The 25,706-nt window shown below is 70.7% G+C and carries 30 protein-coding genes and 1 pseudogene; 9 read left to right on the top strand and 22 right to left on the bottom strand.

The genetic code is table 11. From position 1 onward, the window contains the following. Positions 1-27: 27 nt before the first annotated feature. From nifK to nifH, 3 genes are all read right to left on the bottom strand, one after another. A complete protein-coding gene (gene nifK / locus DFR41_RS16605) occupies positions 28-1,587 on the bottom strand; it encodes a nitrogenase molybdenum-iron protein subunit beta (protein ID WP_114803525.1) in 1,560 nt (519 codons plus the stop codon). An 89-nt stretch (positions 1,588-1,676) separates the two neighbouring features. Continuing rightward, positions 1,677-3,134 (bottom strand): nitrogenase molybdenum-iron protein alpha chain, encoded by a 1,458-nt coding sequence (gene nifD, locus DFR41_RS16600; protein ID WP_114803524.1) that lies wholly within the window; start codon positions 3,132-3,134, stop codon positions 1,677-1,679. 76 nt (positions 3,135-3,210) lie between these two features. Beyond that, positions 3,211-4,092 carry a nitrogenase iron protein gene (gene nifH, locus DFR41_RS16595; RefSeq protein WP_017760488.1) on the bottom strand — a complete coding sequence of 294 codons (882 nt, stop codon included), beginning with the start codon at positions 4,090-4,092 and terminating at the stop codon, positions 3,211-3,213. 405 nt (positions 4,093-4,497) lie between these two features. Between nifH and DFR41_RS16590 the strand changes: the two genes are divergently transcribed. Genes DFR41_RS16590 through DFR41_RS16555 form a run of 8 tightly spaced genes read left to right on the top strand, consistent with a single transcriptional unit; the run spans position 4,498 to position 9,862 of the window. Further along, positions 4,498-4,962 (top strand): group II truncated hemoglobin, encoded by a 465-nt coding sequence (locus DFR41_RS16590; RefSeq protein ID WP_017760489.1) that lies wholly within the window; start codon positions 4,498-4,500, stop codon positions 4,960-4,962. Beyond that, a complete protein-coding gene (locus tag DFR41_RS16585; RefSeq protein ID WP_017760490.1) occupies positions 4,959-5,567 on the top strand; it encodes a hypothetical protein in 609 nt (202 codons plus the stop codon). Before DFR41_RS16590 ends, DFR41_RS16585 begins: the two co-directional genes overlap by 4 nt. Before the next feature lie 17 nt (positions 5,568-5,584). Continuing rightward, on the top strand, positions 5,585-6,109 hold the full coding sequence (locus tag DFR41_RS16580; RefSeq protein WP_114803523.1) for an ankyrin repeat domain-containing protein: 525 nt from the start codon (positions 5,585-5,587) through the stop codon (positions 6,107-6,109). A gap of 38 nt (positions 6,110-6,147) precedes the next feature. Beyond that, on the top strand, positions 6,148-7,815 hold the full coding sequence (locus DFR41_RS16575; RefSeq protein WP_114803522.1) for a nitroreductase family protein: 1,668 nt from the start codon (positions 6,148-6,150) through the stop codon (positions 7,813-7,815). Beyond that, the gene (locus DFR41_RS16570) at positions 7,812-8,642 is read left to right on the top strand and encodes an ankyrin repeat domain-containing protein (RefSeq protein ID WP_114803521.1); all 831 of its coding nucleotides are present in this window, start codon (positions 7,812-7,814) and stop codon (positions 8,640-8,642) included. The genes DFR41_RS16575 and DFR41_RS16570 overlap by 4 nt, the downstream gene beginning before the upstream one ends. Before the next feature lie 21 nt (positions 8,643-8,663). Beyond that, positions 8,664-9,098 (top strand): ArsC/Spx/MgsR family protein, encoded by a 435-nt coding sequence (locus DFR41_RS16565; protein WP_114803520.1) that lies wholly within the window; start codon positions 8,664-8,666, stop codon positions 9,096-9,098. 31 nt (positions 9,099-9,129) lie between these two features. Next, positions 9,130-9,375 (top strand): FmdB family zinc ribbon protein, encoded by a 246-nt coding sequence (locus tag DFR41_RS16560; RefSeq protein WP_114803519.1) that lies wholly within the window; start codon positions 9,130-9,132, stop codon positions 9,373-9,375. Between the two features lie 49 nt (positions 9,376-9,424). Next, positions 9,425-9,862, top strand: coding sequence for an Ohr family peroxiredoxin (locus tag DFR41_RS16555; RefSeq protein ID WP_114803518.1), 438 nt, complete (start codon positions 9,425-9,427; stop codon positions 9,860-9,862). A gap of 9 nt (positions 9,863-9,871) precedes the next feature. On the opposite strand, the pseudogene DFR41_RS28275 reads toward DFR41_RS16555, so the two are convergent. After that, positions 9,872-9,979 (bottom strand): annotated as a pseudogene (locus tag DFR41_RS28275) (hypothetical protein); the annotation flags it as partial. Between the two features lie 8 nt (positions 9,980-9,987). Continuing rightward, entirely contained in the window at positions 9,988-10,155 is a 168-nt protein-coding gene (locus DFR41_RS27735) for a hypothetical protein (RefSeq protein WP_017757053.1), read from the bottom strand. A 308-nt stretch (positions 10,156-10,463) separates the two neighbouring features. Between DFR41_RS27735 and DFR41_RS16550 the strand changes: the two genes are divergently transcribed. After that, the gene (locus DFR41_RS16550; protein ID WP_147284372.1) at positions 10,464-10,988 is read left to right on the top strand and encodes a molybdopterin-binding protein; all 525 of its coding nucleotides are present in this window, start codon (positions 10,464-10,466) and stop codon (positions 10,986-10,988) included. 103 nt (positions 10,989-11,091) lie between these two features. Here DFR41_RS16550 and DFR41_RS16545 read toward each other — a convergent pair whose 3' ends face one another. The 17 genes from DFR41_RS16545 to nifA all read right to left on the bottom strand — a co-directional run bounded on the left by DFR41_RS16545 (position 11,092) and on the right by nifA (position 25,573). Beyond that, positions 11,092-11,583 carry a hypothetical protein gene (locus DFR41_RS16545; RefSeq protein WP_244917777.1) on the bottom strand — a complete coding sequence of 164 codons (492 nt, stop codon included), beginning with the start codon at positions 11,581-11,583 and terminating at the stop codon, positions 11,092-11,094. Continuing rightward, the gene (locus tag DFR41_RS16540; protein WP_114803516.1) at positions 11,580-13,250 is read right to left on the bottom strand and encodes a flavin monoamine oxidase family protein; all 1,671 of its coding nucleotides are present in this window, start codon (positions 13,248-13,250) and stop codon (positions 11,580-11,582) included. The genes DFR41_RS16545 and DFR41_RS16540 overlap by 4 nt, the downstream gene beginning before the upstream one ends. A 26-nt stretch (positions 13,251-13,276) precedes the next feature. After that, on the bottom strand, positions 13,277-13,594 hold the full coding sequence (locus DFR41_RS16535) for a 2Fe-2S iron-sulfur cluster-binding protein (RefSeq protein WP_114803515.1): 318 nt from the start codon (positions 13,592-13,594) through the stop codon (positions 13,277-13,279). A gap of 104 nt (positions 13,595-13,698) precedes the next feature. Next, entirely contained in the window at positions 13,699-14,547 is an 849-nt protein-coding gene (locus DFR41_RS16530; RefSeq protein WP_114803514.1) for an SIR2 family NAD-dependent protein deacylase, read from the bottom strand. Between the two features lie 11 nt (positions 14,548-14,558). Beyond that, the gene (locus tag DFR41_RS16525; RefSeq protein ID WP_114803513.1) at positions 14,559-15,722 is read right to left on the bottom strand and encodes a DegT/DnrJ/EryC1/StrS family aminotransferase; all 1,164 of its coding nucleotides are present in this window, start codon (positions 15,720-15,722) and stop codon (positions 14,559-14,561) included. 19 nt (positions 15,723-15,741) lie between these two features. Further along, the gene (locus DFR41_RS16520) at positions 15,742-16,002 is read right to left on the bottom strand and encodes a hypothetical protein (RefSeq protein ID WP_114803512.1); all 261 of its coding nucleotides are present in this window, start codon (positions 16,000-16,002) and stop codon (positions 15,742-15,744) included. Positions 16,003-16,009: 7 nt separating this feature from the next. Then, complete coding sequence (nifT, locus tag DFR41_RS16515; protein ID WP_114803511.1) at positions 16,010-16,225, bottom strand: putative nitrogen fixation protein NifT; 216 nt, start codon at positions 16,223-16,225, stop codon at positions 16,010-16,012. A 39-nt stretch (positions 16,226-16,264) separates the two neighbouring features. Beyond that, a complete protein-coding gene (locus DFR41_RS16510; RefSeq protein WP_114803510.1) occupies positions 16,265-17,428 on the bottom strand; it encodes a cysteine desulfurase family protein in 1,164 nt (387 codons plus the stop codon). Continuing rightward, complete coding sequence (locus DFR41_RS16505) at positions 17,425-17,829, bottom strand: DUF3024 domain-containing protein (RefSeq protein WP_114803509.1); 405 nt, start codon at positions 17,827-17,829, stop codon at positions 17,425-17,427. Before DFR41_RS16505 ends, DFR41_RS16510 begins: the two co-directional genes overlap by 4 nt. Next, the gene (locus DFR41_RS16500) at positions 17,826-18,161 is read right to left on the bottom strand and encodes a nitrogen fixation protein NifZ (RefSeq protein WP_114803508.1); all 336 of its coding nucleotides are present in this window, start codon (positions 18,159-18,161) and stop codon (positions 17,826-17,828) included. The genes DFR41_RS16505 and DFR41_RS16500 overlap by 4 nt, the downstream gene beginning before the upstream one ends. Beyond that, positions 18,158-18,550, bottom strand: coding sequence for a nitrogen fixation protein NifZ (locus tag DFR41_RS16495; protein WP_114803507.1), 393 nt, complete (start codon positions 18,548-18,550; stop codon positions 18,158-18,160). Before DFR41_RS16495 ends, DFR41_RS16500 begins: the two co-directional genes overlap by 4 nt. Next, positions 18,543-19,355, bottom strand: coding sequence for a 4Fe4S-binding leucine-rich repeat protein (locus tag DFR41_RS16490; RefSeq protein WP_114803506.1), 813 nt, complete (start codon positions 19,353-19,355; stop codon positions 18,543-18,545). The genes DFR41_RS16495 and DFR41_RS16490 overlap by 8 nt, the downstream gene beginning before the upstream one ends. Continuing rightward, a complete protein-coding gene (locus DFR41_RS16485) occupies positions 19,352-19,936 on the bottom strand; it encodes a hypothetical protein (RefSeq protein ID WP_114803505.1) in 585 nt (194 codons plus the stop codon). The genes DFR41_RS16490 and DFR41_RS16485 overlap by 4 nt, the downstream gene beginning before the upstream one ends. Before the next feature lie 23 nt (positions 19,937-19,959). Further along, positions 19,960-20,370 carry a HesB/IscA family protein gene (locus DFR41_RS16480; protein WP_114803504.1) on the bottom strand — a complete coding sequence of 137 codons (411 nt, stop codon included), beginning with the start codon at positions 20,368-20,370 and terminating at the stop codon, positions 19,960-19,962. A gap of 309 nt (positions 20,371-20,679) precedes the next feature. Continuing rightward, positions 20,680-20,874 carry a 4Fe-4S binding protein gene (locus DFR41_RS16475; RefSeq protein ID WP_017756852.1) on the bottom strand — a complete coding sequence of 65 codons (195 nt, stop codon included), beginning with the start codon at positions 20,872-20,874 and terminating at the stop codon, positions 20,680-20,682. Between the two features lie 61 nt (positions 20,875-20,935). After that, a complete protein-coding gene (gene nifB / locus DFR41_RS16470) occupies positions 20,936-22,528 on the bottom strand; it encodes a nitrogenase cofactor biosynthesis protein NifB (RefSeq protein WP_114803503.1) in 1,593 nt (530 codons plus the stop codon). 1,332 nt (positions 22,529-23,860) lie between these two features. After that, positions 23,861-25,573: a nif-specific transcriptional activator NifA gene (gene nifA, locus DFR41_RS16465; RefSeq protein WP_244917776.1), complete on the bottom strand. Its 1,713-nt coding sequence runs from the start codon at positions 25,571-25,573 to the stop codon at positions 23,861-23,863. Positions 25,574-25,706 lie beyond the last annotated feature (133 nt).

Here is a 25,706-nt window from a genome sequence, read left to right as displayed (position 1 = left end):
GCCGGCCGCGAAGGCCGGCCTGCGTCCTCAGCGGATGATGTCGTAGCTGTAGTCCGTCTTGCCCGGCACGATGGTGTTCGCGTCCAGGGTTTCGAAGAACTCGTCCAGCAGCATCACCAGCGTGCGCAGCGCACCGTCGTAGCCCCAGGTGGGATAGCGGTGGTAGTGGTGGCGGTCGAAGATCGGAAAGGTCATGCGCACCAGCGGCGTCTTGGTGTCGCGCTCCAGGTACTTGCCGTAGGTGTTGCCGATCAGGAAGTCCACCGGCTCGGTGAACAGCAGCGAGCGCATGTGCCACAGGTCGCGCTTGGGATAGACCTTGCAGTTGGCACCATAGGGCGAGGCGTCGAACAGGGCCTGCACCTTGGCCGCCCAGTCGTCGTTGCCGTTGGTGGCCAGCACATGGGCCGGCTCGGCGCCCAGCTCCAGCAGGAAGCGCGTGGTGCCCAGCATCTGGTCCGGATCGCCGTACAGGGCGAAGCGCTTGCCGTGCAGGTGGGCCTGGCTGTCGGCCATGGCGTCCACCAGCTGGCCGCGCTCCTTCTCCAGCTCGGCCGGGATCGGCTTGCCGGTCAGGCGCGAGATGGCCATCAGGAATTCGTCGGTGCCGGCCACGCCGATGGGCGCGTTGAGCACCACGACTTCCTGGCCGTGCTCGGCGATGAACTTGGTGGTCTTCTCGCAGCAGTACTCCTGGAAGACGATGGTGGCCTTGGCATGCAGCGCGGCCTCGACCTCTTCCTTGGTGGTGCCGCCCTCGTACATGCGGAACTCGCCGTCGGTGGGCGTGTTCCAGGTCTCGGAGGGGTCGCAAATGATGTTCGCCTTCACGCCGAACAGGCTGAAGATGCGGCGGATCTCCTTCATGTTGCCCACGACGAAGCCGTCGAAGCCGCCGATGAAGTTGATGCTGTCGTTGGGAACGCGCTCCAGCTTGGGCGCCGTGCCGGCCTTGCCGTCCCAGAAGTGCTTGAGGATGCCCAGCAGCGCGTTGTCGTAGCCGGTGATGTGGCTGCCGACGAAGGCCGGCGTGTGCGCGAAGGGCACGTCGTAGGCCTCGGGCACGCTGCCCTTCTGCTTGCTGTTCTTGATGAAGGCGTCCAGGTCGTCGCCGATCACTTCCGCCATGCAGGTGGTGCTGACGGCGATCATCTCGGGCTTGTACAGGTTGTAGGCGTTGGCCAGGCCGTCGATCATGTTGTTCAGGCCGCCGAACACCGCCGCGTCCTCCGTCATCGAGGAGCTGACGCAGGAGGTGGGCTCCTTGAAGTGGCGGCTGAAGTGGCTGCGGTAGTAGGCCACGCAGCCCTGCGAGCCGTGCACGAACGACAGCGTCTTGTGGAAGCCGTTGGCCACGTACACCGCACCCAGCGGCTGGCAGGCCTTGGCCGGATTCACGGTCAGCGAATCGCGGGCGAAATTCTTCTCTTTGTAGTCCTCGGTCTTGGTCCACTCGATGACCTGCTTGATCTTGTCATCGGGGTGGTTGAACTCGAACTCTTCCTTCTTGCGTTTGAAGATGTCCTGGTATTCCGGCTCGCGGAACAGCAGTTCGTGATCGAGGATCTTGTCGGCGGATTGGGGCATGGCGGGCTCCGATGGAAAAGAGGTCGTGGGGCGGCTCGGGCGACCCGCGCACGGGGTGCGCGCGGGCCACGGCGTTGCGCAGGCGGGGATCAGGACTTCCAGGGCGCCTTGGTCAGGCCCCAGATCGGCGAGCTGATCGCCATGTCCATGTCGCGGGCGAAGATGGCGAAGCCGTCATAGCCGTGGTAGGGGCCCGAGTAGTCCCAGCTGTGCATCTGACGGAAGGGCACGCCCATCTTCTGGAAGACGTACTTCTCCTTGATGCCGGAGCCGATCAGGTCGGGCTTGATCTTGTCGACGAAGTGCTCGAACTCGTAGCCGGTCACGTCGTCGTAGATCAGCGTGCTGTCCTTGATGTAGTGCGTGGTGCGCTGGTAGTCGTCGTTGTGGCCGAACTCGTAGCCCGTGCCCACCACGTCCATGCCCAGGTCCTCGTAGGCGCCGATCACGTGGCGTGGACGCAGGCCGCCCACGTACAGCATGACCTTCTTGCCCTGCAGGCGCGGCTTGTACTTGTCGATGACGGCCTGCATCAGCGGCTTGTACTTGGCGATGACCTTCTCGGCATTGGCCTTGATGGTGTCGTCGAAGTGGCTGGCGATCTCGCGCAGGCTCTTCTCGATCATCGTGGGGCCGAAGAAGTTGTACTCCACCCATGGGATGCCGTACTTCTCTTCCATGTGCCGGCTGATGTAGTTCATCGAGCGGTAGCAGTGCAGCACGTTGAGCTTGGCGCGCGGCGTGTTCTCCAGCTCGGCGATGGTGCCGTCGCCCGACCACTGGGCGATCACGCGCAGGCCGATCTCTTCCAGCAGGATGCGGCTGGACCAGGCATCGCCGCCGATGTTGTAGTCGCCGATGATGGCCACGTCGTAGGGCGTGGAGACGAAGTCGGGGCGCTTGTCGGGGTCGACCTTGTCGAACACCCAGTCGCGGATGGCGTCGTTGGCCAGGTGGTGACCCAGCGACTGGCTCACGCCGCGGAAGCCTTCGCAGCGCACGGGCACGATGGTGTGGCCTTCGTACTCCTTGCTCTTCTTCTTGCTGACGGCCTCGATGTCGTCGCCGATCAGGCCGATGGGGCATTCGGACTGGATCGAGATGCCCTTGTTCAGCGGGAACAGCGCCTGGATCTCGTCGATGATCTTGTCGAGCTTCTTGTCGCCGCCGAAGACGATGTCCTTCTCCTGGAAGTCGGAGGTGAACTGCATCGTCACGAAGGTGTCCACGCCGGTGATGCCGATGTAGTAGTTGCGGCGCGCGGCCCAGCTGTACTGGCCGCAGCCCACCGGGCCGTGGCTGATGTGGATCATGTCCTTGATAGGGCCCCAGACCACGCCCTTGGAGCCGGCGTAGGCGCAGCCGCGGATGGTCATCACGCCCGGCAGGGATTTGATGTTGGACTTCACGCCGCAGTCGGGCTTGCCTTCTTCGAAGGTGCCCAGGTGCTTGGCGCGCCGCTTGGCCATCTTCTCGGGATAGGCCTTCAGCACTTCATCGATCAGGGCCTTGTTCGCGGCCTTGCGCTCTTCAACGGTGGCGGTCATGGGGGATGCTCCGTAAGGATGGAAAGGGGGCGGCGCCGGGCCCCGCCGTGCGGGGCCCGGGCTTGCACGCTTGGAATCAGGCAGCCAGTTCGGCGGCGGCCTTGCCGACCTGCGACTCGTCGATCTGCTTCATGATCCCGTGCTCCATCAGCAGGTCTTCCAGCTGGTCCATGGTGATGGGCGTGGGGATGGTGCCGTTGCCGGCGTTGTTGTGGATCTTGGTGGCGAGCTGGCGGTACTCGGCGGCCTGCTTCGAATCCGGGGCGTACTCGATCACCGTCATGCGGCGCAGCTCGGCGTGCTGCACGATGTTGTCGCGCGGCACGAAGTGGATGAGCTTGCTGCCCAGCATCTTGGCCAGCGACTCGGCCAGTTCCAGTTCCTTGTCGGTCTGGCGCTCGTTGCAGACCAGGCCGCCCAGGCGCACGCCGCCGCTGTTGGCGTACTTCAGAATGCCCTTGGAGATGTTGTTGGCCGCGTACATGGCCATCATCTCGCCGGACATGACGATGTAGATCTCCTGCGCCTTGTTCTCGCGGATGGGCATGGCGAAGCCGCCGCACACCACGTCGCCGAGCACGTCGTAGGAGACGTAGTCCACGCCGTCATAGGCGCCGTTCTCTTCGAGGAAGTTGATCGAGGTGATCACGCCGCGGCCGGCGCAGCCGACGCCCGGCTCCGGGCCACCGGACTCCACGCAGCGGATGTCCTTGTAGCCGATCTTCATCACGTCCTCGAGCTCCAGGTCCTCCACCGAACCGGCTTCCGCCGCCAGCGAGAGGATGGTGTCCTGGGCCTTTGCGTGCAGGATCAGGCGGGTGGAGTCGGCCTTGGGGTCGCAGCCGACGATCAGGATCTTCTGGCCCAGCTCGGTGAGCGCGGCCAGCGTGTTCTGGGAGGTGGTGGACTTGCCGATGCCGCCCTTGCCGTAGAAGGCGATTTGCCGAAGTTTGGACATTGCGATTACTCCAGTGAGAGTGAAGGGTTGAAAGGTTGCGTTGCAGAAAGCCGCGCCCATGTCAGCCTGTCGTGGTCCTGCTGTAGCTCTTCTTGTCGGGGTCACGCATCGGCCGGACTTGTGTCCGCGCACCCCCTCTTCGCAGCTTCCATGCCATGCCCCTTCGACCTGCATGGAATCCCTCCGAAAGTCCACTCTCCAGAGGGAGAAATGCCTATTTGCCCCCTGCGTCGGCGGCAGACGCGGGGCTTGTACGGTTCGCGACAAACCCTGCATCGCGCGTCGCGAACGGCGGCGTTCGACCGCACAACGCCCGCCGACCTGTCGCACATGTCGCACCTGTCGTGTTTTGGACCGCCCTGTCGGGCGCAATGGCGCTGGTACGCCGATTGCAGAACGCAGGGCATGACCGCGTCCGTTGCCACGACCCCATCGCCGCTGAACACGCACTACGAGCGCCTGGGCGGCGATGCGGCCGTCGTGCGGCTGGTGGAGGCCTTCTACCGCCACATGGACACCTGGCCCGGCGCGCAGCGCATCCGCGCCATGCACGAGCCCGACCTGAGCGCGACGAAGGCCGTGCTGGTGCTCTACCTGCGCGAATGGCTGGGCGGACCCAAGGACTATTCCGCCCGGCGCGGCCATCCGCGGCTGCGCATGCGGCACGCCGGCTTCGCCATCGGCGCGGCCGAGCGCGACGCCTGGCTCGCCTGCATGCAGGCCGCCCTGCAGGCCGTGGATGCCGACGCCGCGCTGCAGGCCGAGCTGATGGCCGCCTTCTTCAAGACCGCCGACTGGATGCGCAACACCGACACCCGGACCGCGCCCCAGCACCCCCTTTCTCTCACCACCCTCAAGGAAGCTCCATGACCGCCACGGCCACCCAGACCGAGATCCAGGACACCGCCTTCGCGCGCCTCGAAGCCGAAGGCCGCCTGCTGAACCCGGTGCTCAAGGCGCCCACCCACAAGCCGGGCCGCTTCGGCTTCCGCGGCGAACTGGCACTGCGCTTCTCGGCCAAGCTGGCCGACGAGGCCCGCCCGCCCGAGCTCACCTGCGACCAGGTGATGGCCGTGGCCACCGCCGGCGACAAGCACCTGCCCTTCTTCTGCGGCTGGCTGCTGTCCTTCGAGTCGCTCAAGGACGTGGCCGAGACGCTGGGCGACACGCTCAGCGCCGGCGGCAAGTACTTCCTCTTCTGCGACAACATCGACCTGTCGAAGAAATACCAGGTGCCCTACAAGGGCGCCATGTTCTACGTGCTGCCCATCCTCGAGAACACGGTCTACAACGAGATGCTGGAGCTGCTGTACCTGGAGAAGGGCGACCTCAAGAAGAAAGACACCGCCGGCAAGCTCGATGCCGTGGCCGATGCCGCGCTGAAGTTCGACGTCACCTTCGACACCATCACCTACGCCGAGGGACTGGAGTTGATGGGGCCGGTGCGCAACCCCAACGAGAACCGGCCGGTCTGAGCCTGCACGGCGCCGCCATGCCTGCCCCGCTTCCCGCCCACGGGCCCTGTGTCCTCGCGGACGAGGCGCCCATCGCCCGCCTGCATCCGCAGCTTGCCGGGTCTGCCGCTGCGCTGTCCAACTGGCTCGCGCAGCAGGGCTTTCCAGGCCCCTTGGCGCGCGCCGAAGAGGGCGAGACCGCCCTCATGCGCGCCGCCTGGCAGGGCGACGCGTCGGCCACCGCCGCATTGCTGGGCCGCGGCGTGCCGGTGGATGCCGAGGACGACCAGGGCCGCACGGCCCTCTGGTATGCCTGCCTGCAGGGCTGGCCGGCCACCATCGTGCAGCTGCTGCAGGCCGGGGCCGACATCGACCATGCGGACGACGGCGGCCTCACCTGCCTGATGCAGGCCGCCGCCAGCGGACGTGCCGAGCTGATGGCCCTGCTGCGCCAGCTGGGCGCCAGCGCCGTACCCTGCGCGCCCGATGGCCGCGCCGCGGCGGACATGGCGGCCGACCGCGCGCGCGAACTGCTGCGTCATGCGCGGCGCCTGAGCGCCTGAGCGCCTGAGCGCCCGAGAGCCCTGCGCGCGAGACCCCCATGTCCCTGCTGACCTACCACGCGCGCACCAAGCACCGGCCGCAGCGCTACGCGGCCGGCCCCGAGACGCTGGACTGGGACGCGCAGCCCGACCCCTTCCGCCGCTATGCCGGCGCGCAGCAGGTGGCGCTGCCGCTGCCCGCGGCCCAGCGGCGCACGCCCTGGGCCGCGCTCTTCGCGCCCGGCGCCATTCCGCCCGCCGCCCCCACGCTGGAAAGCCTGGGCCTGCTCTTCGAGCTGAGCCTGGCGCTGTCGGCCTGGAAGCAGGCCGGCCCCGACCGCTGGGCCGTGCGCTGCACGCCCTCCAGCGGCGACCTGCATCCCACCGAGGGCTACCTGCTGGCGCGCGGCGTGGCGGGCCTGCCCGATGGCCTGCACCACTACACCCCCGAGCTGCATGCGCTGGAGCGGCGCGCCAGCCTGGCCGCTGCGCCCGGCACGGCGCCCGCCCTTGCGGTGGGCCTGTCCTCCATCCACTGGCGCGAAGCCTGGAAGTACGGTGAGCGCGCCTTCCGCTACTGCCAGCTCGATGCCGGCCATGCGCTGGGCGCCCTGCGCTACGCCGCTGCCCTGCTGGGCTGGCGCCTGCACGACCTGCGCCCCGGCCACGAGGCCATCGCCCGCTGCCTTGGCCTGGACCGGCCCGAAGACTTTGCCGATGCCGAGCCCGAAGAGCCGGACCTGCTGCTGGCGGTGGACTTCGGCGCACCGGTGGAAGTGCACTGGCAGGGCCTGCACGACTGGCAGGGTCGTGCCAACCGGCTCGATGCACACCCCATGTACCGCTGGCCGGTGATTGGCGAAGCCGCCCGCGCCTCGCGCGCGCAGGCAGAGGCGCCTGCCACGGCCGGTAGCGCCGCCCCGTCTACGTCTACGTCTACGTCTACGTCTACGTCTACGTCTGCGGCTGCGGCGGCAACTGCGCCTGCCGCGGCGCCATCCGCTCATGCGGATGCCGAATCGCTGATCCGTCGTCGCCGCAGCGCCCAGCGCTTCGACCCGACGGCCCGGATGCCGGCGCAGCGGCTCTGGCCGTTGCTGGCTGCCCTGCAGCCCCGCCGGGGCGATGCGGCCGTGCTCCCATGGGACGCCCTGCCCCAGCCGCCCGCCGTGCAGGCCGTGCTCTTCGCCCACCGCGTCGACGGGCTCGCGCCCGGCGCCTACCTGCTCCCCCGCGGCGCCGACGGCGCTGGCGATGGCGCCCTGGCTTCGCTGCAGGCCGTGCTGCCGCACCTCGACTGGCAGCGCGTGGCTGAAGCCCCGGGGCCCCTGTGGCGCCTGGCCCTGCACGAGCGGCTGCCGGCCGCCCTGCGCACCCTCAGCTGCCACCAGGCGCTGGGGGCGCACGCCGTCTTCGTCATCGCCCTGCTGGCCGACCTGGCGCCCGTGCGCACCGAGCCCGCCCGCTACCGTGCCCTGCTGCGCGAGGCCGGCCTGGCCGGCCAGGTGCTGTACCTGGAAGCCGAAGCCGCCGGCCTGGCCGGCACCGGCATCGGCTGCTATTTCGACGACGAGGTGCATGCCCTCGTCGGCCTGCCAGCCGAGCCCGTCGCCGGAGCGCAGTGGCAGGTGCTCTACCACTTCAGCGTCGGGCAGGCCCTGCGCGACGAGCGCATCCGCACCGAACCGCCCTATCCCCACCGAAGCCCTGCCTCCCCGCCGCCATGACCGGACAACGCACCTACCGCCGCATCACCGCCGCCGAACTGCCCGCCTGGCGCGAGCGCCATCCCCAGGCGCTGATGCTGGACGCGCGCGACGCCGCCCACCATGCCCAGGACGCCCTGCCCGGCGCCCTGTGCCTCAGCCGCGACAACCAGGACGCCCTGCTGCTGCGCACCGACCGACGGCGGCCCGTGTTCATCTACTGCTACCACGGCCGCGCCAGCCAGACCTGGGCGCAGATGTTCGCGGACTTCGGCTTCACCGAAGTGGTGGACCTGATCGGCGGCCACGCGGCCTGGCTCGTCCACGCGCAGGCCGCCGCGCGCCCGGTCGATCTGCGCGTCGTGCCCCCGGCCGCATCCGCCCGTCCCGTGGCCCCGGCACTGGCCGCCTGGCTCGCGCAGCAGGGCCTGTCCGGCCCCGAGGCCCGCGCCGCCCACGGCAACACGCCGCTGATGCTCGCCGCCTGGCGCGGTCAGGCGGATGCGGTGCAGGCCCTGCTGGCCCATGGCGTGGCGCTGGACGCCACCAATGCCGACGGCAACAACGCGCTGTGGCTGGCCTGCGTGCATGGCGAGCCGGCGCTGATCGAGTGCCTGGTGCGCGCGGGCGTCCCGCTGGACCATGCCAACAAGGTCGGCGCCACCTGCCTCATGTACGCCTCCTCCGCCGGCAAGACCCTGGTGCTGCGCACCCTGCTCGCCCTCGGCGCCGACTGGCGACCCCGCACGCAGGACGACTTCACCGCCCTGGACATGGCGGCCAACCTCGAATGCCTGCAGTTGCTGCGCGAGGTCGAACGACGCGCGCGGCCCGCGCTGGCGGCCTGAGAAGGTGTGAACGAGCACGCCATGGCCCACATCGTCTTCTACGAGAAGCCCGGCTGCGGCGGCAATGCGCGGCAGAAGGCCCTGCTGCGCGGCGCCCGCCACACGCTGGAGACCCGCGACCTGCTCGCCTGGCCCTGGACGGCGCAGGCATTGCTGGACTTCCTGGCGCCGCTGCCGGTGGCCCAGTGGTTCAACCGTGCGGCGCCGAGCGTCAAGTCCGGCGAGGTGGTGCCGGAGCAGCTGGACGCCGAGGCCGCCCTGGCTCTGCTACTGGCCGAGCCGCTGCTCATCCGCCGCCCGCTGATGCAGTCGGGCGACAGCCGCCTGGTGGGCTTCGACACGCAGCAGGTGCACGACTGGGTGGGTCTGGGACCCAACGCCCCGGCGCCCGCGGCCCTGGAAGGCTGTGCCGCCGCGCCCCATGCCTCCGGGGGCTGCCCTGCCCCGTCGCCCTGAGATCCATTCCTTCTGCCATCTGGAGCGCCCCATGCCCCTCTACGACTACCACTGCAGCGCATGCGGCCACGGCTTCGAGGCGCTGGTGCGCGCCGGTGCCACGCCGCCCGCCTGCCCTGCCTGCGGAAGCGCCGCCGTGGACAAGGCCCTCTCGCGCATCGCGCCCGCCGGCAAGATCGAGGCCATCCGCATGTCCAACCGCCGCGCGGCCGCGGCGGCCGGCCACCTGAGCCACTTCAGCCCGGCCGAGCGCAAGAAGCTGCTGAAGGAGCGCTGAACGCCCCCCGCCCCGCGCTTGCCTCCCATCGACGATAAGGAACAAGGCCATGGACATCGTCTACAAGACCACCATGCTCACCCAGGGCGGCCGCAGCGGCCAGGTGCAGAGCGAGGACGGCCGCTTCAAGCTCAAGCTGGCCGTGCCCACCGAGATGGGCGGTCCGGGCGGCGCACCCAACCCCGAGCAGCTCTTCGCCGGGGCCTTCGCCGCCTGCTTCGAGCATTCCGTGCGCCACATCGCCCGTGCCGACAAGCTGCCGCTGCGCGGCTGCTATGCAGAGGCCACGCTGTCGATGTACGTCACCTTCGAGGGCGCCTACCGCATGGCGCTGAGCCTGACGCTGTTCATGGCCGGCACGCTGGATCAGGCCACGGCCGACAACCTGGTCGAACGCGCACGGGGCATCTGTCCCTATGCGGACGCGGTCAAGAACAACATGACGCTGAACGTGAAGGCCGTGCTGGACACGCCCGTGGCGGCATGAGAAGGTGTTGCGGTGGGCGATCACCTCGGGCGGCAGTTCGCCCACCAGCCGCAGCGGCAGGCCCCGGCCGCTGTAGCTGCTGAAGTAGCGCAAGCCGGCCTGGGCGGACTCGTTCATGGCATCCCTCAATCCGGCGTCATGTCCGGCTGCAGCAGCACCTCGTCCGGCTGGCCGCCGCCCGGACTGAACAGTTCCACCGCGCCCAGCGGCGAATAGCCGGCATCGCCCTCCAGCAGCACCGTCGCCTGCGGTGGCAGGCGGTGCAGGGCTTCGATGAGCTGGAGCACGTTCATGGTCGGGCAGGCGCGGACGGGCGATACCGCTGCGGACTGCAAGGCGCATGCCGCACCCCTGCGTGGCCCCCGACCGCACGAGCACCAGCCGATCACGGGGACCGTGCCCGGCCCTGTCGCAAAGCCGACCGGCACTGTCCGTTCTGTCCGCTTCGGCGCACGTCACGACCGCCGAAGCCGCTTTCTCCGTGCCGATGGGATGGCACATGGGTTGCACACGCTATGTAGTCGAGAACACATGGGACTGCGTCGGCCTGCCTGCTTCCGGGCGGGCCCGGGCTTCCCTCTCATCCCACCAGGAGTGCGTCATGACCGCCTCGTCTTCATCCCCGGCCTGGCCGGGTCCCGGCCCGATGTGCGGCCACGGGCTGCGGCGCCATGCGCTGCCGCGGCCGCCGCAGGTCCGCATCGGCGGCTGGGTCCGCCAGCCCCTGGCCCTGGATGCCGAAGCCCTGGACGCACTGGGCGCCGAGGACGTGCCGGGCTTCGTCGTCCGCTGCACGCTCGACGGCGCGCATGGGGGCCCGCGGCCCATGCGTGGCGTGCCGCTGCGGCGGCTGATCGAGCGCGCCGAGCCCGCCTTCGGCGAGCGCACGGACTTCAAGCGCACGGCCGTGGTCGCCGAAGGCGCGGACGGCTACCGGGCGCTGTTCTCGTGGGGCGAGCTGTTCCACACGCAGGTCGGCGAAGGCGTGTACCTGGCCTTCGACTGCGTCCGCGCGCCGCTGGACGCGCGCACCGCGCCCTTCGCGCTGCTGAGCCTGCATGACACCCACACCGGTCCGCGCTTCGTGCGCCAGCTGGCGTCGGTGGACCTGCACCGGCTGTGGTGAACGGCTGACGAAGGAACAAGGTGCCTGCGCGCGCCGCGGCCCCGAAGCGCTGCCGCCCCGGCGGCCGTCCGAGGCCCCGAAGCGGCACAGCGGCGCTGACCGTTCAAGGCACCATCTGGAACAGCTCGGGCTGCCCTTGCCGGTACACGCGCAGCCACAGCAGCGTGGCCGGCAGCACCGCTTCGCAGCCGAAGGCCAGCGTGTCGTCCAGTGCGGGGCCGGGTGGCAGCGCCAGACGCTGCGCCAGCGACTGCCAGCCCTCCCAGTCCAGCTCGGGCATGCGGGCGCGCACGCCAGGCGCCAGCGTGCCCAGGGCCGCGGCCATGCGCGCCAGCAGGCGCAGCACCTCCTGCCGGGTCAGGCGCGAGCGCAGCAGCTCCTCGCGGCTCAGGCCTTCGATGAGCGTCGCGATGCCGGCGCCCGCCTGCTCCACGATGCCCAGCAGCGCGCCGGTCTCGATGCCGCCGACAGGGGCCTGCACCCCGATGCCGGGCGCAGGAGGGGCCGGGCCCGTCGGGGGACTTTCAAGAGGACCATCGGCTGCGGCTGCGGCTGCGCTGCGCGTGCCCTTGGGAGCGGCCGGTTGGCCGCTCATGCCACGCACTCCGCTGCCGCCTCGGCCGCGGCACACAGGCGCGCATTGAGCTCCAGCGCGAAGGCCTGCCAGGCCGCGGCCAGCGCACGGGCGATGGCACGCCGGTCCTCGGCGCCGGGCTGGTGCTCGTGCGGCAGGTTGGACAGCGCGCAGGAGCGCGCGTTGAACCCCAGCGCCTCGTCGACCAGCGACTGGCTCCAGCCCGAGAAGGCCGACAGCAGCGCCGGCGTGACCGGATGGCGGCCCTGCTCCGGCGCGCCGGCCTCGGCCGTCAACACCGGCAACAGTGCGTCCAGGCCCGCCAGCGCATCGCCGTAGCACTGCTCGGCACTGGCGCGCAGCGCGCGGGCGCTCAGCCCGCCCTGCGCGTCCGCGCCCGCCGCCGTGCCCGAGAGCATGCGCACCAGGTGATGCTGGTAGCGCTCCGGCCCCTGGGCACGCAGGCCCTGCACGAGTTGTTGGAAGGTAGCCACGGCAGCCGTCGCATCCGCGGGCGTTGCAGGGCGGGTGCCTGTCGGCCCCAGCAGCAGCTGCGACGCGACGCGCTCGGCACTGTCCAGCGCGCCTTCCATGTGGCCGGCGCCGTGCAGGGCGGTCTCGGTGCCGGCGAAGAACAGGCGCCCGCCCCACCAGGGCTGGCGCAGCCGAGCGTCGGCCCGCGGCGGCTCGGCAGGGCCGGCGCGGTCGGCCTGCGCACAGGTCCAGGGCTCCTCGGCCCAGTCCTGCAGGTGCAGCTCGCCGTCCTGCGCCTCGGCGCCGTAGAGCTGGCCGAGCTGGCTGTGCACCAGCAGCGGCAGGCCGCGGCGGAAGTCCTGGCGCTGCTGCGCGTCCAGCGCCACGAAGCCGGCCAGCGCGCCGTGCGGCCCGGTGCCGGCGTCGAACACCTCGCCCAGCACGGCCTGCGGATGGCGCACGAAGGCATTGCCGGAATGGCCGGCCTCGCGCCAGAAGGGCCGGCCGAAGGCGCTGGCCGCCTTGGCCTGCGTGGCCATCCAGGTGGGCACGGCCGCCAGGGCATTCGCCAGCGTCGGTGGCAGGGCCGGCACGAAGCGGATGCGCTCGGCGGCCAGCCTGGGCGGCAGGGCCAGCACCAGCTGCGCGACATGCAGGCGCTGGCCATCGGCCAGTTGCAGCAGCACGCCGCCGCCTTCCGCGCGGTGCACTTCGCACACCGCGGCCGTCAGGCACAGCGCCTGCGGCGGCAGGGCGTCGGCCAGCGTCTGCGCCAGCCGCGCGCTGCCGCCCTCGATGCGGCGTGCGCCCTGGTGGACCTGGCCCGGGGCGGCGTCGTGTCGTTCAGGGGCGCGCTCGGGGTCGTCCAGCCACAGCGCATCGCCGGGGTCGTGCTGGGGCGCACTGGCCAGGCCCAGCTCGGCCAGCAGCGCCGCGATGCCCGGCTCGGTGGCGGGCCAGAACCAGGCGGCGCCCAGGTCCAGCGGCTGGCCGGTGGCGGCGCTGGCGCGCGTGAGCAGCCGGCCGCCGATGCGCTCGCGTGCCTCCAGCACGCGGACCTGGCGGCCGGCCAGGTGCAGTCGACGCGCCAGCGCCAGCCCGGCCAGGCCGGCACCGACGATGGCCACGTCGCAGACAAGGGACGCGGGCTCATCGGCCGCGGGCCCGGGGGTCCCGCCAGAAGGCGGGTGCCGCGCGTCGGAATTGGCGGCCATGGCCGTTGCGCCCGAATGCCCAGGTGTCAGACGAAGCTCAGCACTTCGACCGTCACCGGCTGGTCGCCCAGCACGGCGCGGCAGGCCAGCCGCGACTTGGCGCCGACGCCGACGATGGCGTCCAGGCGCTCGTTCTCCTCGCGCGTGGTCTTCGACAGGCTCTTGCGGCCTTCGAGCACGAAGAGATGGCAGGCGTCGCTGCACTTGGCGCCACCGTCGCATTCGTGCGCGAGCACGCCGGCGCGGCGCAGGGCCTCCAGCAGCGTGATGCCAGTCTCGGCGTCGAAGGTCTTGCCGCTGGGCATGACGGTGAGGGGAATGGTGGTGGTGACGGTGTCGCTCATGGCGGGGTCTCGTGGTGGTGGTGGTGGAAAGGGAATGGGATGGCCGGTTGCGCAGGCGGATACCGTCGCGGACCAGCCGGCGCTCGATGCAGGGTGCAGGTGGCTCAGGCCGCCAGCGCGGCCGGCGCCAGCGCCTGCACCAGCGCATCGGCGAAGTCCGGCAACGGCATGGCGATGCGCTCGATGCCCTGCTCTTCCAGGAAGCGCGCCTCCATGCGGGTGGGCGGCTCGGGCAGCACGGCCCAGTGCCGGTCGCCGGAGCGCTTCATGATCTGCCGCGCGAAGCTGCGCGTGAGCTGGTCGTCGAAGCGGCAGCCCACGAACAGGAAGCCGCGCCCCGCGCGCTGCTGCTGCACGATGGCGGGGATGGGTGTCTGGATGTCGATCTCGGTCAGCACCTCGACGTAGTCGCTGTCCGAGACCAGGTAGTTGCTGACCGGCCGACGGCTGCCGATGGGCTGGTAGAGCACGCGGACTGGTTCGGCGGGCAGCTCGGCCAGGTGCTCGCCATCGTCCGCATAGACGCCCGTCCACTGGCCGAAATGTTCGGACTGCGAGAGCCCCTGGATACGCACCCAGCCGCCCTCGGGCCGGGCCATGGCGAGCGCGCGGCCGAAGGTGTCGTCGTACCAGGTGTCGATCCACAGGGGCGCACCGCTGGCGGCCAGCGCCGCATGCAGGGCCGAGGGCTGGGGTGTCGCGGCGAAGGCCTCGTCCATGATCGACACCAGCGACTTGCGGTGCTTGAAGTTCTCGATGAACTGCGCCGCCTGCGTGAGCCGCTTGCGGATCTTGTGCGGCACGCTGACCTTGGCGGTCATGATCTCGGCCAGGGCGAGCGAGGTGCCGGGCACTTTCGCGTCGTTGCACAGGGCGAGCATGCCGGGGCCCATGTAGGGGATCAGTGCGCCGGCATCGAGCCGGCCGGCGAGGTCTTGGATCAGGTCGGTCATGGGTGTCCTCTTCAGAGATAGATCGCCGCTCCGGCACCCACGTTGGTGGCGGTGTCCTTGAGCGTCTTGACGATGTACTTGACCTGGTCCGCGTCCAGCTGCGTGTGCAGGGGCAGCGCCAGGGCGCGGTCGCCGATGCGGTCGGTGTCGGGAAGCACACCGCGCTTGCGGCCGATGGCGTCGCCCGCGTTCATGTAGAAGAACTGCTGGTGCAGCGGATGGCTGTAGGCCGCGGTTTCGATGCCGCAGGCCGCGAGGTCCTCGATCATCTGGGTGCGGGCGCTGGCGGTGAAGCGCTTGCCCAGGTGCACGACGTAGAGCATCCAGTGCACCTCGTCCACGTCCTCGCCCAGGTAGGGCGGCTTGATGCCTTCGAAGCTCTGCATCTGCTCGTGGTACCAGGCTTCCACCTGCTTGCGCACGGCCAGCCGGTCGTCCAGGCCCGCCAGCTGCGCCAGGCCCAGCGCGGCCGTGAGTTCGCTCATGCCGGCCTGCAGCGGCACGCGCGCGCCCACCGACACCGAGCCCCGGTCGGACAGCCGGCGCTGGCGCAGGTAGCGCAGCTCGTGCGCCAGGTGCTCGTCGTCGGTGACCAGCATGGCGCCCTCGCCCGTGCACAGCGCCGAGGGTGCGGAGAAGTCGAACACCGCCACATCGCCGAAGCTGCCCACCGCCTGGCCGCGGTAGCGCGAGCCCAGGGCCTCGGTGCTGTCCTCGATCAGGGCGATGCCGTGCGCCGTCGCCAGCTCGCGCAGCGGCCCCCAGGCGGCGGGATGGCCGTTGGTGTTGCCGGCCAGCAGCGCGCGGGTCTTCGGGCCGATGCGCGCCGCCGCCTTCTCGGGGCTGAGGCAGCCGCTCCAGTAGTCGATGTCGGCGAAGACGGGCGTGGCCCCGGCGAGCGTGATGGCCTGGGCGATCTGATGCCAGGTGTGGGCGGCGCACACCACCTCGTCGCCGGGGCCGATGCCCTGCGCCCGCAGCACCATCCACAGCCCCAGCGTGCCGCTGGCCACGCCCACCGCGTGGTCGCGGCCGGCCCAGCCGGCAAAGGCCTGCTCGAAGGAGGCGAGCATGGGACCGTCGCCCCAGCGGGCGGCCTCGAGCACGGCGTTGACCAGCTCGATCTCGCGCGGGCCGCAGTCGGGTTCGGCCAGGCCGATGGCTTCCATGTCCATGGAGGTGCTCCTGCGACGGTCAGTTCTGGGTGAGGATCAGCACCGTGGCCTCCTCGGGCCGGGCGGTGACGTGCCAGCAATGGCCCTGGCTGGCGGCCAGGTAGACGTTGCGCGCGCCCAGCTGCAGGGCCGGCGTCTCGCCCCGCATGTCCAGCGCATCGACCACGATGGCGCGCACCTCCGGATGGCGGGCGCGCCAGAGCGCCGCGGCGTCGCGCACCGTCGGCGCTGCGCCCACCACCTCGCAGGCTGTGCGCAGTTGTTCGCTGGTGAGGGCCATGGCCGCCTCACTCGTCCGCGGCGATGCGGCGGGCTTCCACCGTCACCGGCAGCGTGGTGCCCTCGGGCATGGCGGGCAGATCCAGCTGCCAGCCGTTGCCCAGCGTGACCAGGCCGCCCCACATGCCGGGCTGAGCCATCGACACGATGGGTTCTTCCAGATCCTTCTTGGGGACATAGGCCGAGAGCAGGCCCTTGCTGTCTTTGCGGATCATGACTTTCATCGGTGAGCTTCCAGGTTCGGTGAGGGACGGGATTCGGGGTCAGGCCGCGGCGGCCTGCGCTTCCTGCAGCAGCGGCCGCAGCAGGCGCGGCAGGCCGGCAAGCAATGCATGGATGTCAGGCGCCTGGCTGCCCTGGCCCAGCGACAGGCGCACGGCGGCCAGGGCCTCGTCGGCCGGCACGCCCATGGCGCGCAGCACATGCGAGGGTTCGCTGCCGCCGGAGGAGCAGGCCGCGCCGGCCGAGGCGGCGATGCCCAGACGCTCCAGGCGCTGCAGCAGCACCTCGGCGGACAGGCAACCCACGCGCAGGTAGCTGGTGCCCGGCAGGCGCGGCAGGCCGCGGCCCCACACGTGCACCGCGCCCGGCAGCGCGGCCATCAGGCCGGTCTCCAGCGTGTCGCGCAGTTCGGCCTGGCGCGCGGCCTCGGCCTGCATCGCCGCGTCGTCGCCCAGCCGCTCCAGGGCGGCGGCCAGGCCCACGATGCCGGGCAGGTTCTCGGTGCCGCCACGTCGGCCGCGCTCCTGGCTGCCGAGGGTCTGCGGCGAGAACGGCACACCCTGGCGCAGCAGCAGCGCGCCCACGCCCTTGGGGCCGTGGAACTTGTGGGCCGAGAAGGAGACGGCGTCGGCACCGCAGGCATCAAAGCCGAAGGGCAGCTTGCCGACATACTGGGTGGCATCCACATGCAGCCGCGCGCCGGCCGCGCCGGCCAGCGCGGCCACCTCGGCCACGGGCATGAGCAGACCGGTCTCGTTGTTGGCCGCCATCAGGGACACCAGCGCCACGTCGGGCCCGATGCGTTCGGCGGCGGCCTGCAGGTCGAGGCGGCCGTCGGGCAGAACGGGCAGCAGTTCGACCGGCACGCCGGCCTCGGCCAGGGCCCGGGCCAGCCGCAGATGGCCGGCATGTTCGACGGCGCTGAACAGCACCCGCGTGCGACCGGCGGGCGCCGCCGCCAGCAGCCCGCGCACGGCCAGGTGGTTGGCCTCCGTGGCGCCGCTGGTGAAGATCACCTCGGCGGGCTTGCAGCGCAACACCCGCGCCACCGTGGCCCGGGCGGCGGCCAGCGCGCGCCGCGCGTCCTGCCCCGGCGCATGCTGCGACGAGGCATTGGCCCAGAGCCGCTCGTACACGGGCCACATGGCGGACAACACCTCGGGTGCGGGCGCGGTGGTGGCGTTGTGGTCCAGGTAAATCGTCATGGCCAGTACACCCGTTCGGTGTCGGCGCACAGTTGCGCCAGCAAATCGGGCAGCGGCGCGGCCGGGCCGGGCTCGGCCCAGCAGCCGGCGGCATGGTCGCGGGCCTGCAGCTGCCACAGGGCCTGGCCCTTGTGTGCGAGGGCCAGGGCGGCCGCATCCGCTGCGGGCTGCAGCCGCGCGATGTCGATCACGCCGCCGTTTGCATCCACATTGCGCGAGCAGCAGGGGCTTTCGATGCGGTAGCCCGGGCCGTCGGGCAACACGCTCGGGCGCACGTAGCGGTAGCGCGCCCGCTCGCGCAGCGCCCGCTCCAGGCGGTGCAGGAGGAAGTCGGCCACCCCGCCACGGGGCGGTGTCGGGCTCTCGGGCATGGGCAGGCTGCAGGCCATGGATGGGCTCATGGCTGAGGTGAAGTCGCGGCGGCAGCGGCTTCGGAGGGCTCGTCGTCCTCCGGCAGCAGGCCGGCCGGCGCGGGCGCGATCTCTTCCTCGAAGCAGCCCACCACGCGACGGCCGAACTCGACCAGGTAGATGGGCTCGTTGGTCTCGGTGGAGTGGCCGATGTTGACGATCTCGCCCACCGCGCCCTGCGGCGCCAGCACGGCGCCCTCGTCCAGCTCGGGATGGCTGCCGTCGTTGAGCAGGTCGTCCAGCGCCACCACGCGCAGGCCCCAGCCGTATTCGGGCGCGCGGGGTTCGGCGAAGGCGGCGACGTCGGCGGGCAGCGTGTTCATGGGGCGTTCTCCGGAAGGGACGAGGGGTCGGTGTGGCCTGCGGGCTGCTGCGGACGGCCGAGCGCGTGCAGGGTCTGGGCATCCACGCCCAGGCGGGCCAGCACGTCCTCGGGCAGGTGGTCCAGCGTGCACAGCTCCTTGGCCCGCATGCCGACGCGGTGGCCCGTGTCCACGAAGTCCACCGCGTAGATGTAGAACTGCTGCAGGAAGGTGTTGATGCTGGTCACGTAGCCGATGTCGCCCTTGTTGACCAGCACTTCACCGATGTCCTTGCCGTTGTAGGTGCCGTCGTTGCGGATCACGCTGCGGGCGATGACGCGCTCGCCGTAGTTGAAGCGGGGCGGAAAGGCGACCTCGATGAGCTCGTCGTCGCGGTTGATGTCAGCCATGGGCAACTCCCTGGGCGGGCGGTCCCGCCATTCGCTCGGCAGCGGCGCGGCGCACCTCGGGGTCCGCGTCGTCCAGCAGGCGGCGCACCGCCTCGGGTGCGGCGCGCAGGGCCACCTCCCAGCGCACGCGCCAGTCCTCGTCGTCCACCAGCCGCGCCAGCAGCGGCGCGGGCAGGCGCTCGGCCACGATGCGGCGCACTTCGGGCTCGGCATCGGCGGCCAGGCCCAGCAGGGCCGGCATCTCCAGGCGCTGGGCCACCCGCATGCGCACGCTGCGGTCGGCGTCGCGCGCCAGGGTGGCCAGCAGCGCCAGGGGCAGGCGGCGCGCGACCAGCTCGCGCACGCCGTAGTCGGGGTCGTGGCGCATCGCCGCCAGGGCGCCGCCCTCGAGGCGCTGGGCGACGCGGATGCGCACTTCGCGGTGCGGGTCGTGCATCAGCCGCACCAGCTGGCCCTGGGGCAGGCGCAGGGCGACCTGCAGGCGCACGGTCTCGTCCGGGTCCTCGATCAGCGCAGGCAGCCGGAACAGGCTGGCATGGCGCGCGGCGATGGCACGCACTTCGAAGTAGGGATGGGCCAGTTCCCCGTCGGCCAGCCGCGGATGCCAGCGGAAGAAGCGGTCGATGCGGCGGGCGTAGGCGTCCTGCATGCAGGCATGGCCGGGCTCGCAGCCGTGCGGCTCGGGCCGGCCGCGCAGCGCACGGTGGGGGCAGCGGCCGCAGTCGACCGGGCCACCGCGCCAGTACAGCGGCGCGATGTCACCGGCGGGGGCCCGCGCGGCCGGGCTGGTGGTGTCGGCCGTCATGAACGGACCTCCGGCCCCCAGCCGTAGGCGGGATAGGCGCCAGGCCCTTCGGCAGGGTCGATCAGGCCGGCGGCCAGCGCCTCGTGCCGCTGCAGCACATGCGCCAGCAGGGCCCCACCGACGCGGTCGCCCGGGTCGAGCCGGCGCAGCTCGCCCAGCATCAGCCGGGCCTCCTCCAACTCGCCCAGCCTCAGGTTGAGATAGGCCAGGCCCTTGAGGGTGAAGAGGTAGAAGCGCACCGCGGCGTCGTGGCGCGCCTCGTCGTCGGTGGGTGGCCGGTCGCCGAAGTCGGGGCCGAGGGCGGTGCGGGCGACGGCGAGCGCGTCTTCGCCGGCCGCCTTGGCGCGCTCCAGGTCGTGGCCGTAGAAATGGAAGCGGTAGAGCGCAATCAGCGGCACCGGGTGGCGCGGTGCCAGCGCGCGGGCGCGCTCCAGCAGCGGCAGTGCCTGCTCGGGCCGATGGCGCAGCAGGCCGGCGCTGGCGATGAGCGCGGCGGGCTCGGACGGCAGGCCATGGCCCAGTGCCGAATCGGCAAAGGCCGCCATCCCGCCATCGTCGAAGCCCAGGCCCATCGCGTTCATCGCCGCTGCTCCGCTGCCTGGGCTCAGTGCGTCAGCGTGGCCGGCCGGCCGCGGCCGATGGAACCCACGTCGATGCGGGCCACGCCGGGCGGCGTGGCGGCGACATCGCCGCTGCTGCTGCAGGCGCAGGGCGCCTGCTTGGGGTCGATGAAGGCCAGACCCGACTTGGTGGGCGTGTCCACGAAATCCATGGTCACGCCGTCGAGCAGCAGCCGGCTTTCGGCGGGCAGGAACAGGCGCAGGCCCTCCCCCACCTCCAGCACCGACTCGCCCGGCTGGGGCGCGGCCTCGGCGCTGAACTCCGAGTTGAAGCCCGAGCAGCCGCCGGCACTGACGACCAGCCGGAAGCCCGCCGTGGCCGGCAGGCCCGAAAAGCGCAGGATGCGCCGCACGAACTTCTCGGCGGCGGGCGTGAGGGTGAGGCTGGGAACCATGGTCAAAGGTCTCTGTGGTGGATGAAGAAAAAAGATCAGGCCAAGTGGGCGGGCGCGCAACGCATAGGCCGCGCCGATGCGCCGGCAAGACCGCGGCAAGCGCGTTACCCGCACCACCCGCACCACCCGCATCGCCCGCACTACGCGCACTACCTGCAGCACCCGCATCGCCGGCACCACGCGCACGACCCGCATCGAAAGGCCGCGGAGCAGGCCACGCCAGCGACCGCCGCGGAACCGGCTTTGCCGGGCCGCAGGCGGTGCCCCCCTTGGGGGGGTGGCGGAGCGCGAAGCGCGCAGCCTGGCGGGTTACGCCTTGACTATGCAGCCGTCCACAGGGCACACGGCGATGCACTGCGGCTCGTCGTAGTGGCCCTCGCACTCGGTGCACTTCTTGGGATCGATGACGAAGATGCCGCCCTTCTCGCGGATGGCGACGTTGGGGCATTCGGGCTCGCAGGCGGAGCAGCCGGTGCAGGTGGAGGCGATGATCTTCAGCGACATGGCTTTCCTCGTGGATTGCTAGCTAGTGGGGGAGTGGATGAAGCGGCGTGCGGCGCCTCGCTCAGGCGGCCTGCGCCGCGGTGTAGGCACCCTGGCGGATGGCGGCATCGCCGCGGTCCTGGTGCACCAGCGCGCCGCTGGCAATGCGGGCGCGGTAGTCGTTGAACCAGGCCAGCGCCGCCTTCTCGATGAACTCGCCGACGTACTGGTCCACCGGCTCGATGCCGGCGGACGACAGCTCGTCCTTGGGGCAGGCGCCGATCTTGGCGACCAGCACGGCATGGCAATCGTTGATGGCGCGCACCACCGACGGCAGCTGCTCGTCGTCGCCGAAGCCGCCCTGGCAGTACAGATCCACCCGGCGATGGCCGACGAACAGGGCCTCGCTGCGGCTGACCTCGAAGATCTGGAACTCGGTCACATGGCCGAAGTGCTCGTTGACGCGACCGCCACCCTTGGTGGCCACGGCGACCAGCACCTTCAGGTCGTCGGCCACGCCCAGGTTGGCCGCTTCGGCCAGGGCTTCCTGCTTGGCATCGTGCTGGGCCTGGCGCTCGGTTTCCACCTTCTCCTGGTAGGCGCGGCGACGATCGAGGTCGTACACGACCTCCATCTCCTCGATCTTGTCGAGGGTGAACTCCTCGCTGCGGTCCTCGCCCAGCAGGCCCACGGCGTCGGCGCGGCACTGGCGGCAGTGGCGCATGAGGTTGGCGCCGCCGGCGCAGGCGTCCTGCACGGCCTTGAGTTCCTGGGCCGTGGGGCCACGCTGGCCGGTGAGGCCGAACACGGTGCCGTGCTCGGGCTCGGAGATCAGCGGCATGATGTTGTGCAGGAAGGCGCCGCGCTTCTTGACCTCGCGGTTGACCTCGATCAGGTGCTCGTCGTTGATGCCGGGGATGAGCACCGAGTTGATCTTGGTGAGCACGCCGCGGGCGGTGAGCATCTCCAGGCCCTTCATCTGCTGCTCGTGCAGGATCTTCGCGGCCTCGTAGCCGGTGACGCGCTTGTGCTTCCAGAAGATCCAGGGGTAGATCTTCTCGCCCACGGCCGGGTCCACCATGTTGATGGTGATGGTGACGTGGTCGATGTTGTACTTGACGATCTCGTCCACCTGCTCGGGCAGGGCCAGGCCGTTGGTGGACAGGCACAGCTTGATGTCGGGCGCCTGCTCGTGGAGCATGCGCATGGTGTCGAAGGTCTTGGCCGGGTTGGCCAGGCTGTCGCCGGGGCCGGCGATGCCCAGCACGGTCATCTGCGGGATCTCGCTGGCGACGGCCAGCACCTTCTTGACGGCCTGGTCGGGCGTGAGCTTCTGGCTGACGACGCCGGGGCGGCTTTCGTTGCTGCAGTCGTACTTGCGATTGCAGTAGTTGCACTGGATGTTGCATGCGGGCGCCACGGCCACGTGCATGCGGGCGTAGTGGTGATGCGCCTCTTCCGAGTAGCAGGGATGGTTCTTGACCTTCTCCCAGATCTCGGCGGGCATGTCGTCGGGCCCGCCCGAAGAGCCGCAGCTGGCCTTTCCTTCACCCCCGTGGGTGCCGCAGCCGCCGCCCGCATCGGGCAGTTCGAACTTGGCGCCGAGTGGCTTGATCTGCCCGATGCCGACGTAGGTGGTGGCGGGCATGGTGCTGGCTGGGCTGGCTTGCTGCATGGATGGACCTCGCGGGATGGCGGCCCGACTTGGCCGCGTACGGGGTCCCTACTGCCAAAAACATGCCACGCGGTTGTGGCGCTCCAGCGTTGGGTTTTGCACGGTTTCGCGTTGGTTTTGGAGCGTTTGTCTGGCGGGGTTGCGACAGGGTTTGATGTGTGTCGCGTTGGGTGTGTTGGCGTTGCGACAAAGGGGTGTTGGGTCGTGCTTCTAACGCTGGCGCTGTTGGGGCGCTTGGCTGGCTTCGGAGGCGGCCTCTACCGTTGCCGCTGGGCGGGCGCCTGGCTGGCTTGGGTCGCAGCGTTTACCGTTGACGCTGGGCGGGCGCCTGGCTGGCCCCGGCGCCCAGGGCGGCCCCACATGCTGCGTCCCTCGCTGAACGCTCGGGAAACCTGCGGTGCTCGCCGGATGAGCGCATGGCGTAACTCGCTGCGCGCTGACGCGCTCCGCTCGAACAAACGCCATGAGTCAGTCACAACCGGCCCGCGGGGGCCGCGGGCCTCGCTCATCCGGCTGCGCTCCTCGGCGCAGCCTGAGGGGCCGCCCTGGGCGCCGGGGCCAGCCAGGCTCGGGGTGTAGCGTGACCTTCGCCCATTACCGCCCGCTCAAGACATGGCCGCCACACAACACTGCTCGCGGATCAGCGACCGCAGTCGCGCACTGCGCTGCCGCCCCCGCCCCGCCCGCCCCCGCACCTGCACCTGCATACGAATCTGTGCGTGTGCGTCTGCCTGTGGCGCGGCCGGGCCCATGCGCTCGCTATGCCATTGCTGATGCCGCTGTTCTGGCTTCTGCGGCCTTGAGCTGAGGAGCCAGCGACGAACGCGGGTGACTGCCAAGAGCGGGCGTGAAGATCACCTCCCCACAAGCCCGGCCTGGGGTGTGCGGCCTGGGCGCCCTGTGGACGCGCCGAGGAGCGCAGCCGGATGAGCGAGGCCCGCGGCCCCCGCGGGCCGGTTGTGACTGACTCGCGGCGTTTGTTTGAGCGGAGCTGCCGTCAGGCAGCGCAGCGAGTTACGCCGCGCGCTCATCCGGCGAGCACCGCAGGTTGCCCGAGCGTCAGGAAGGTGTGAATGAATCCGGCGTGGCCGAGCGGGCTGCGAAAACGCGGCCAATCAAGGAGCAAAGCGCAGCCATAGCTTGGGCTATGGCGAGCATTTGCGACGCGGAGTGGGCGTGTTTTCGCAGCACGAGCGGGCATGACGGGTTCGTTCGCACCTTCCCAACGAGGGACGCGGCCGCTGGGCGCCCAGGCCGCACGCCCCAGGCCGGGCGCTTCGTCCAGGGCCCACGGACAGCACCTTCGCCCAAGCCGCTACCGCCCCAGTCCGCTCAGAACTTCCTCACCTCGATCCCATGCTTGCGCAGCGCATAGCCCATCTGGCGCGGCGTGATCTTGAGCAGCCGCGCCGCCTTGGCCTGGACCCATCCGCAATGCTCCATGGCCCAGATCAGGCGCGCATGCTCACCCTCGGGCTTGTCGCTGAGACCCGACGGACCGCCCGCCGCCACGGCCTCGGCCGGCATCGGTGCCGAGGGCGCAGCAGCCGCCGCCAGCGGCTCGGCCGGCAGCACCGGCTGCGGTGGCATGGCGGGCTGCGTCGGCAGGGCCGGCACCTCGGTGATCGGGATGTCCACCGGCCGCCCTGGCCGTACCGCGTCCTCGCGCTCGATGTGGTGCAGCACCTGCGTCAGGCAACGGTTGCCCTGGCACGGAAAGGCCAGGTCGCTGATCACCTCGGCATGGGTCATCGTCGCCGTGCGCTCCACGCAGTTCTCCAGCTCGCGCACATTGCCCGGCCAGTAGCAGCTGCTCAGCACCCGCATGGCACCTGGATCGAAGCGCATGCGCCGGCCGTTCTCGCGGTTGAAGCGGTCCAGGAAGTGCTGCGCCATCGCCGGGATGTCCTCGCGCCGCTCGCGCAGCGGCGGCAGCTGGATGCTCACCACGTTGATGCGGTAGTACAGGTCGGCGCGGAACTCGCCGGCCTGCACCATCCGCTCGAGGTTGCGGTTGGTCGCCAGGATCAGCCGCACGTCCACCTTCACCGGCGTGCCGCCGCCCACCCGCTCGAACTGCCGCTCCTGCAGCACCCGCAGCAGCTTGGCCTGGAACGAAGCCGAGATGTCGCCGATCTCGTCGAGGAACAGCGTGCCACCGTGCGCCATCTCGAAGCGGCCCTTGCGCTGGCCCTGCGCGCCGGTGAAGGAGCCCTTTTCGTGGCCGAAGAGCTCGCTCTCCAGCAGCGACTCGGTCAGCGCCGCACAGTTGACGCAGACGAAGGGCGCCTCGCTCCGCGGCGACAGGCTGTGGATGGCACGCGCGATCACCTCCTTGCCCGTGCCGCTCTCGCCGCGCAGCAGCACCGTGGTGCGCGCGGGCGCCACCTGGTGCACCTGCTCGAACACCGACTGGATCGGCGCCGACACACCCACCACATGGTCGATGCGGTGCTGCGGCTTGAGCGCCTTCTGGATGCGACGCACCTCGTCCTGCATGCTGTCGTGGCCGGCGGCCACACTGCGCTGCAGCAGCAGCGCCTGGCCCATCAGCGTGGCCACCATGCGCAGCAGCTGCAGGTCTTCGGCGAACACGCGCGTGCCCCCGTTGTTGACGCACTGCATGGCCACCACGCCCAGCGTGCGGCGGTCGGCGCGGATCGGCATGGCCAGCATGGCGATGCTGTCGAGGCCATCGCCGCCGCCCGTGCGGTTGAGGAACAGCGGCTCCGCATGCACGTCGGGCACGATGGCCGGCACCCCGCTGGCAAACACGCGGCCCACGATGCCCTCGCCCACGCGGAACACCAGGCGCTGCCGCTCCTCCTGCGACAGCCCGGCCGAGCACAGGCCCCGCAACGGACCGCCCGACTCGCCCAGCACCACGAAAGCGCGGCGCCAGTCGAAGGCATGCAGCAGGTAGTTGAGCGCCTCGCGGAAGGTCTTGCCCACGTCGAGCGAAGCGGACAGCGTCTTGCTGACCTCGTAGACCGCGTCCAGCTCGCGGCGAGTCTGGGCTTCCTTGGAACGTGCAATCACCATCATGGGGAACCTCGCTTTCCGCCGTCCGTACCACCCACCGGCCGGCCCGTTACCGATCGGCGCGGGCACGTCGGCTTTGTCGGCTTCTTCGCAAGAAACATACCTATTCGTCAACGCTGTGACAGCCCCGGATGCA

Source organism: Pseudacidovorax intermedius (genome assembly GCF_003350475.1).
Taxonomy (GTDB): domain Bacteria; phylum Pseudomonadota; class Gammaproteobacteria; order Burkholderiales; family Burkholderiaceae_C; genus Xenophilus; species Xenophilus intermedius.
The sequence above is the reverse complement of the archived record's forward strand: the minus strand, read 5'-3'. Positions and strand labels throughout refer to the sequence as shown.

Coding starts and splice junctions, on each gene's coding strand:
- nifK (WP_114803525.1), bottom strand. CDS start 1,587: ATGCCCCAATCCGCCGACAAGATCCTCGATCACGAACTGCTGTTCCGC.
- nifD (WP_114803524.1), bottom strand. CDS start 3,134: ATGACCGCCACCGTTGAAGAGCGCAAGGCCGCGAACAAGGCCCTGATC.
- nifH (WP_017760488.1), bottom strand. CDS start 4,092: ATGTCCAAACTTCGGCAAATCGCCTTCTACGGCAAGGGCGGCATCGGC.
- DFR41_RS16590 (WP_017760489.1), top strand. CDS start 4,498: ATGACCGCGTCCGTTGCCACGACCCCATCGCCGCTGAACACGCACTAC.
- DFR41_RS16585 (WP_017760490.1), top strand. CDS start 4,959: ATGACCGCCACGGCCACCCAGACCGAGATCCAGGACACCGCCTTCGCG.
- DFR41_RS16580 (WP_114803523.1), top strand. CDS start 5,585: ATGCCTGCCCCGCTTCCCGCCCACGGGCCCTGTGTCCTCGCGGACGAG.
- DFR41_RS16575 (WP_114803522.1), top strand. CDS start 6,148: ATGTCCCTGCTGACCTACCACGCGCGCACCAAGCACCGGCCGCAGCGC.
- DFR41_RS16570 (WP_114803521.1), top strand. CDS start 7,812: ATGACCGGACAACGCACCTACCGCCGCATCACCGCCGCCGAACTGCCC.
- DFR41_RS16565 (WP_114803520.1), top strand. CDS start 8,664: ATGGCCCACATCGTCTTCTACGAGAAGCCCGGCTGCGGCGGCAATGCG.
- DFR41_RS16560 (WP_114803519.1), top strand. CDS start 9,130: ATGCCCCTCTACGACTACCACTGCAGCGCATGCGGCCACGGCTTCGAG.
- DFR41_RS16555 (WP_114803518.1), top strand. CDS start 9,425: ATGGACATCGTCTACAAGACCACCATGCTCACCCAGGGCGGCCGCAGC.
- DFR41_RS27735 (WP_017757053.1), bottom strand. CDS start 10,155: ATGAACGTGCTCCAGCTCATCGAAGCCCTGCACCGCCTGCCACCGCAG.
- DFR41_RS16550 (WP_147284372.1), top strand. CDS start 10,464: ATGACCGCCTCGTCTTCATCCCCGGCCTGGCCGGGTCCCGGCCCGATG.
- DFR41_RS16545 (WP_244917777.1), bottom strand. CDS start 11,583: ATGAGCGGCCAACCGGCCGCTCCCAAGGGCACGCGCAGCGCAGCCGCA.
- DFR41_RS16540 (WP_114803516.1), bottom strand. CDS start 13,250: ATGGCCGCCAATTCCGACGCGCGGCACCCGCCTTCTGGCGGGACCCCC.
- DFR41_RS16535 (WP_114803515.1), bottom strand. CDS start 13,594: ATGAGCGACACCGTCACCACCACCATTCCCCTCACCGTCATGCCCAGC.
- DFR41_RS16530 (WP_114803514.1), bottom strand. CDS start 14,547: ATGACCGACCTGATCCAAGACCTCGCCGGCCGGCTCGATGCCGGCGCA.
- DFR41_RS16525 (WP_114803513.1), bottom strand. CDS start 15,722: ATGGACATGGAAGCCATCGGCCTGGCCGAACCCGACTGCGGCCCGCGC.
- DFR41_RS16520 (WP_114803512.1), bottom strand. CDS start 16,002: ATGGCCCTCACCAGCGAACAACTGCGCACAGCCTGCGAGGTGGTGGGC.
- nifT (WP_114803511.1), bottom strand. CDS start 16,225: ATGAAAGTCATGATCCGCAAAGACAGCAAGGGCCTGCTCTCGGCCTAT.
- DFR41_RS16510 (WP_114803510.1), bottom strand. CDS start 17,428: ATGACGATTTACCTGGACCACAACGCCACCACCGCGCCCGCACCCGAG.
- DFR41_RS16505 (WP_114803509.1), bottom strand. CDS start 17,829: ATGAGCCCATCCATGGCCTGCAGCCTGCCCATGCCCGAGAGCCCGACA.
- DFR41_RS16500 (WP_114803508.1), bottom strand. CDS start 18,161: ATGAACACGCTGCCCGCCGACGTCGCCGCCTTCGCCGAACCCCGCGCG.
- DFR41_RS16495 (WP_114803507.1), bottom strand. CDS start 18,550: ATGGCTGACATCAACCGCGACGACGAGCTCATCGAGGTCGCCTTTCCG.
- DFR41_RS16490 (WP_114803506.1), bottom strand. CDS start 19,355: ATGACGGCCGACACCACCAGCCCGGCCGCGCGGGCCCCCGCCGGTGAC.
- DFR41_RS16485 (WP_114803505.1), bottom strand. CDS start 19,936: ATGAACGCGATGGGCCTGGGCTTCGACGATGGCGGGATGGCGGCCTTT.
- DFR41_RS16480 (WP_114803504.1), bottom strand. CDS start 20,370: ATGGTTCCCAGCCTCACCCTCACGCCCGCCGCCGAGAAGTTCGTGCGG.
- DFR41_RS16475 (WP_017756852.1), bottom strand. CDS start 20,874: ATGTCGCTGAAGATCATCGCCTCCACCTGCACCGGCTGCTCCGCCTGC.
- nifB (WP_114803503.1), bottom strand. CDS start 22,528: ATGCAGCAAGCCAGCCCAGCCAGCACCATGCCCGCCACCACCTACGTC.
- nifA (WP_244917776.1), bottom strand. CDS start 25,573: ATGATGGTGATTGCACGTTCCAAGGAAGCCCAGACTCGCCGCGAGCTG.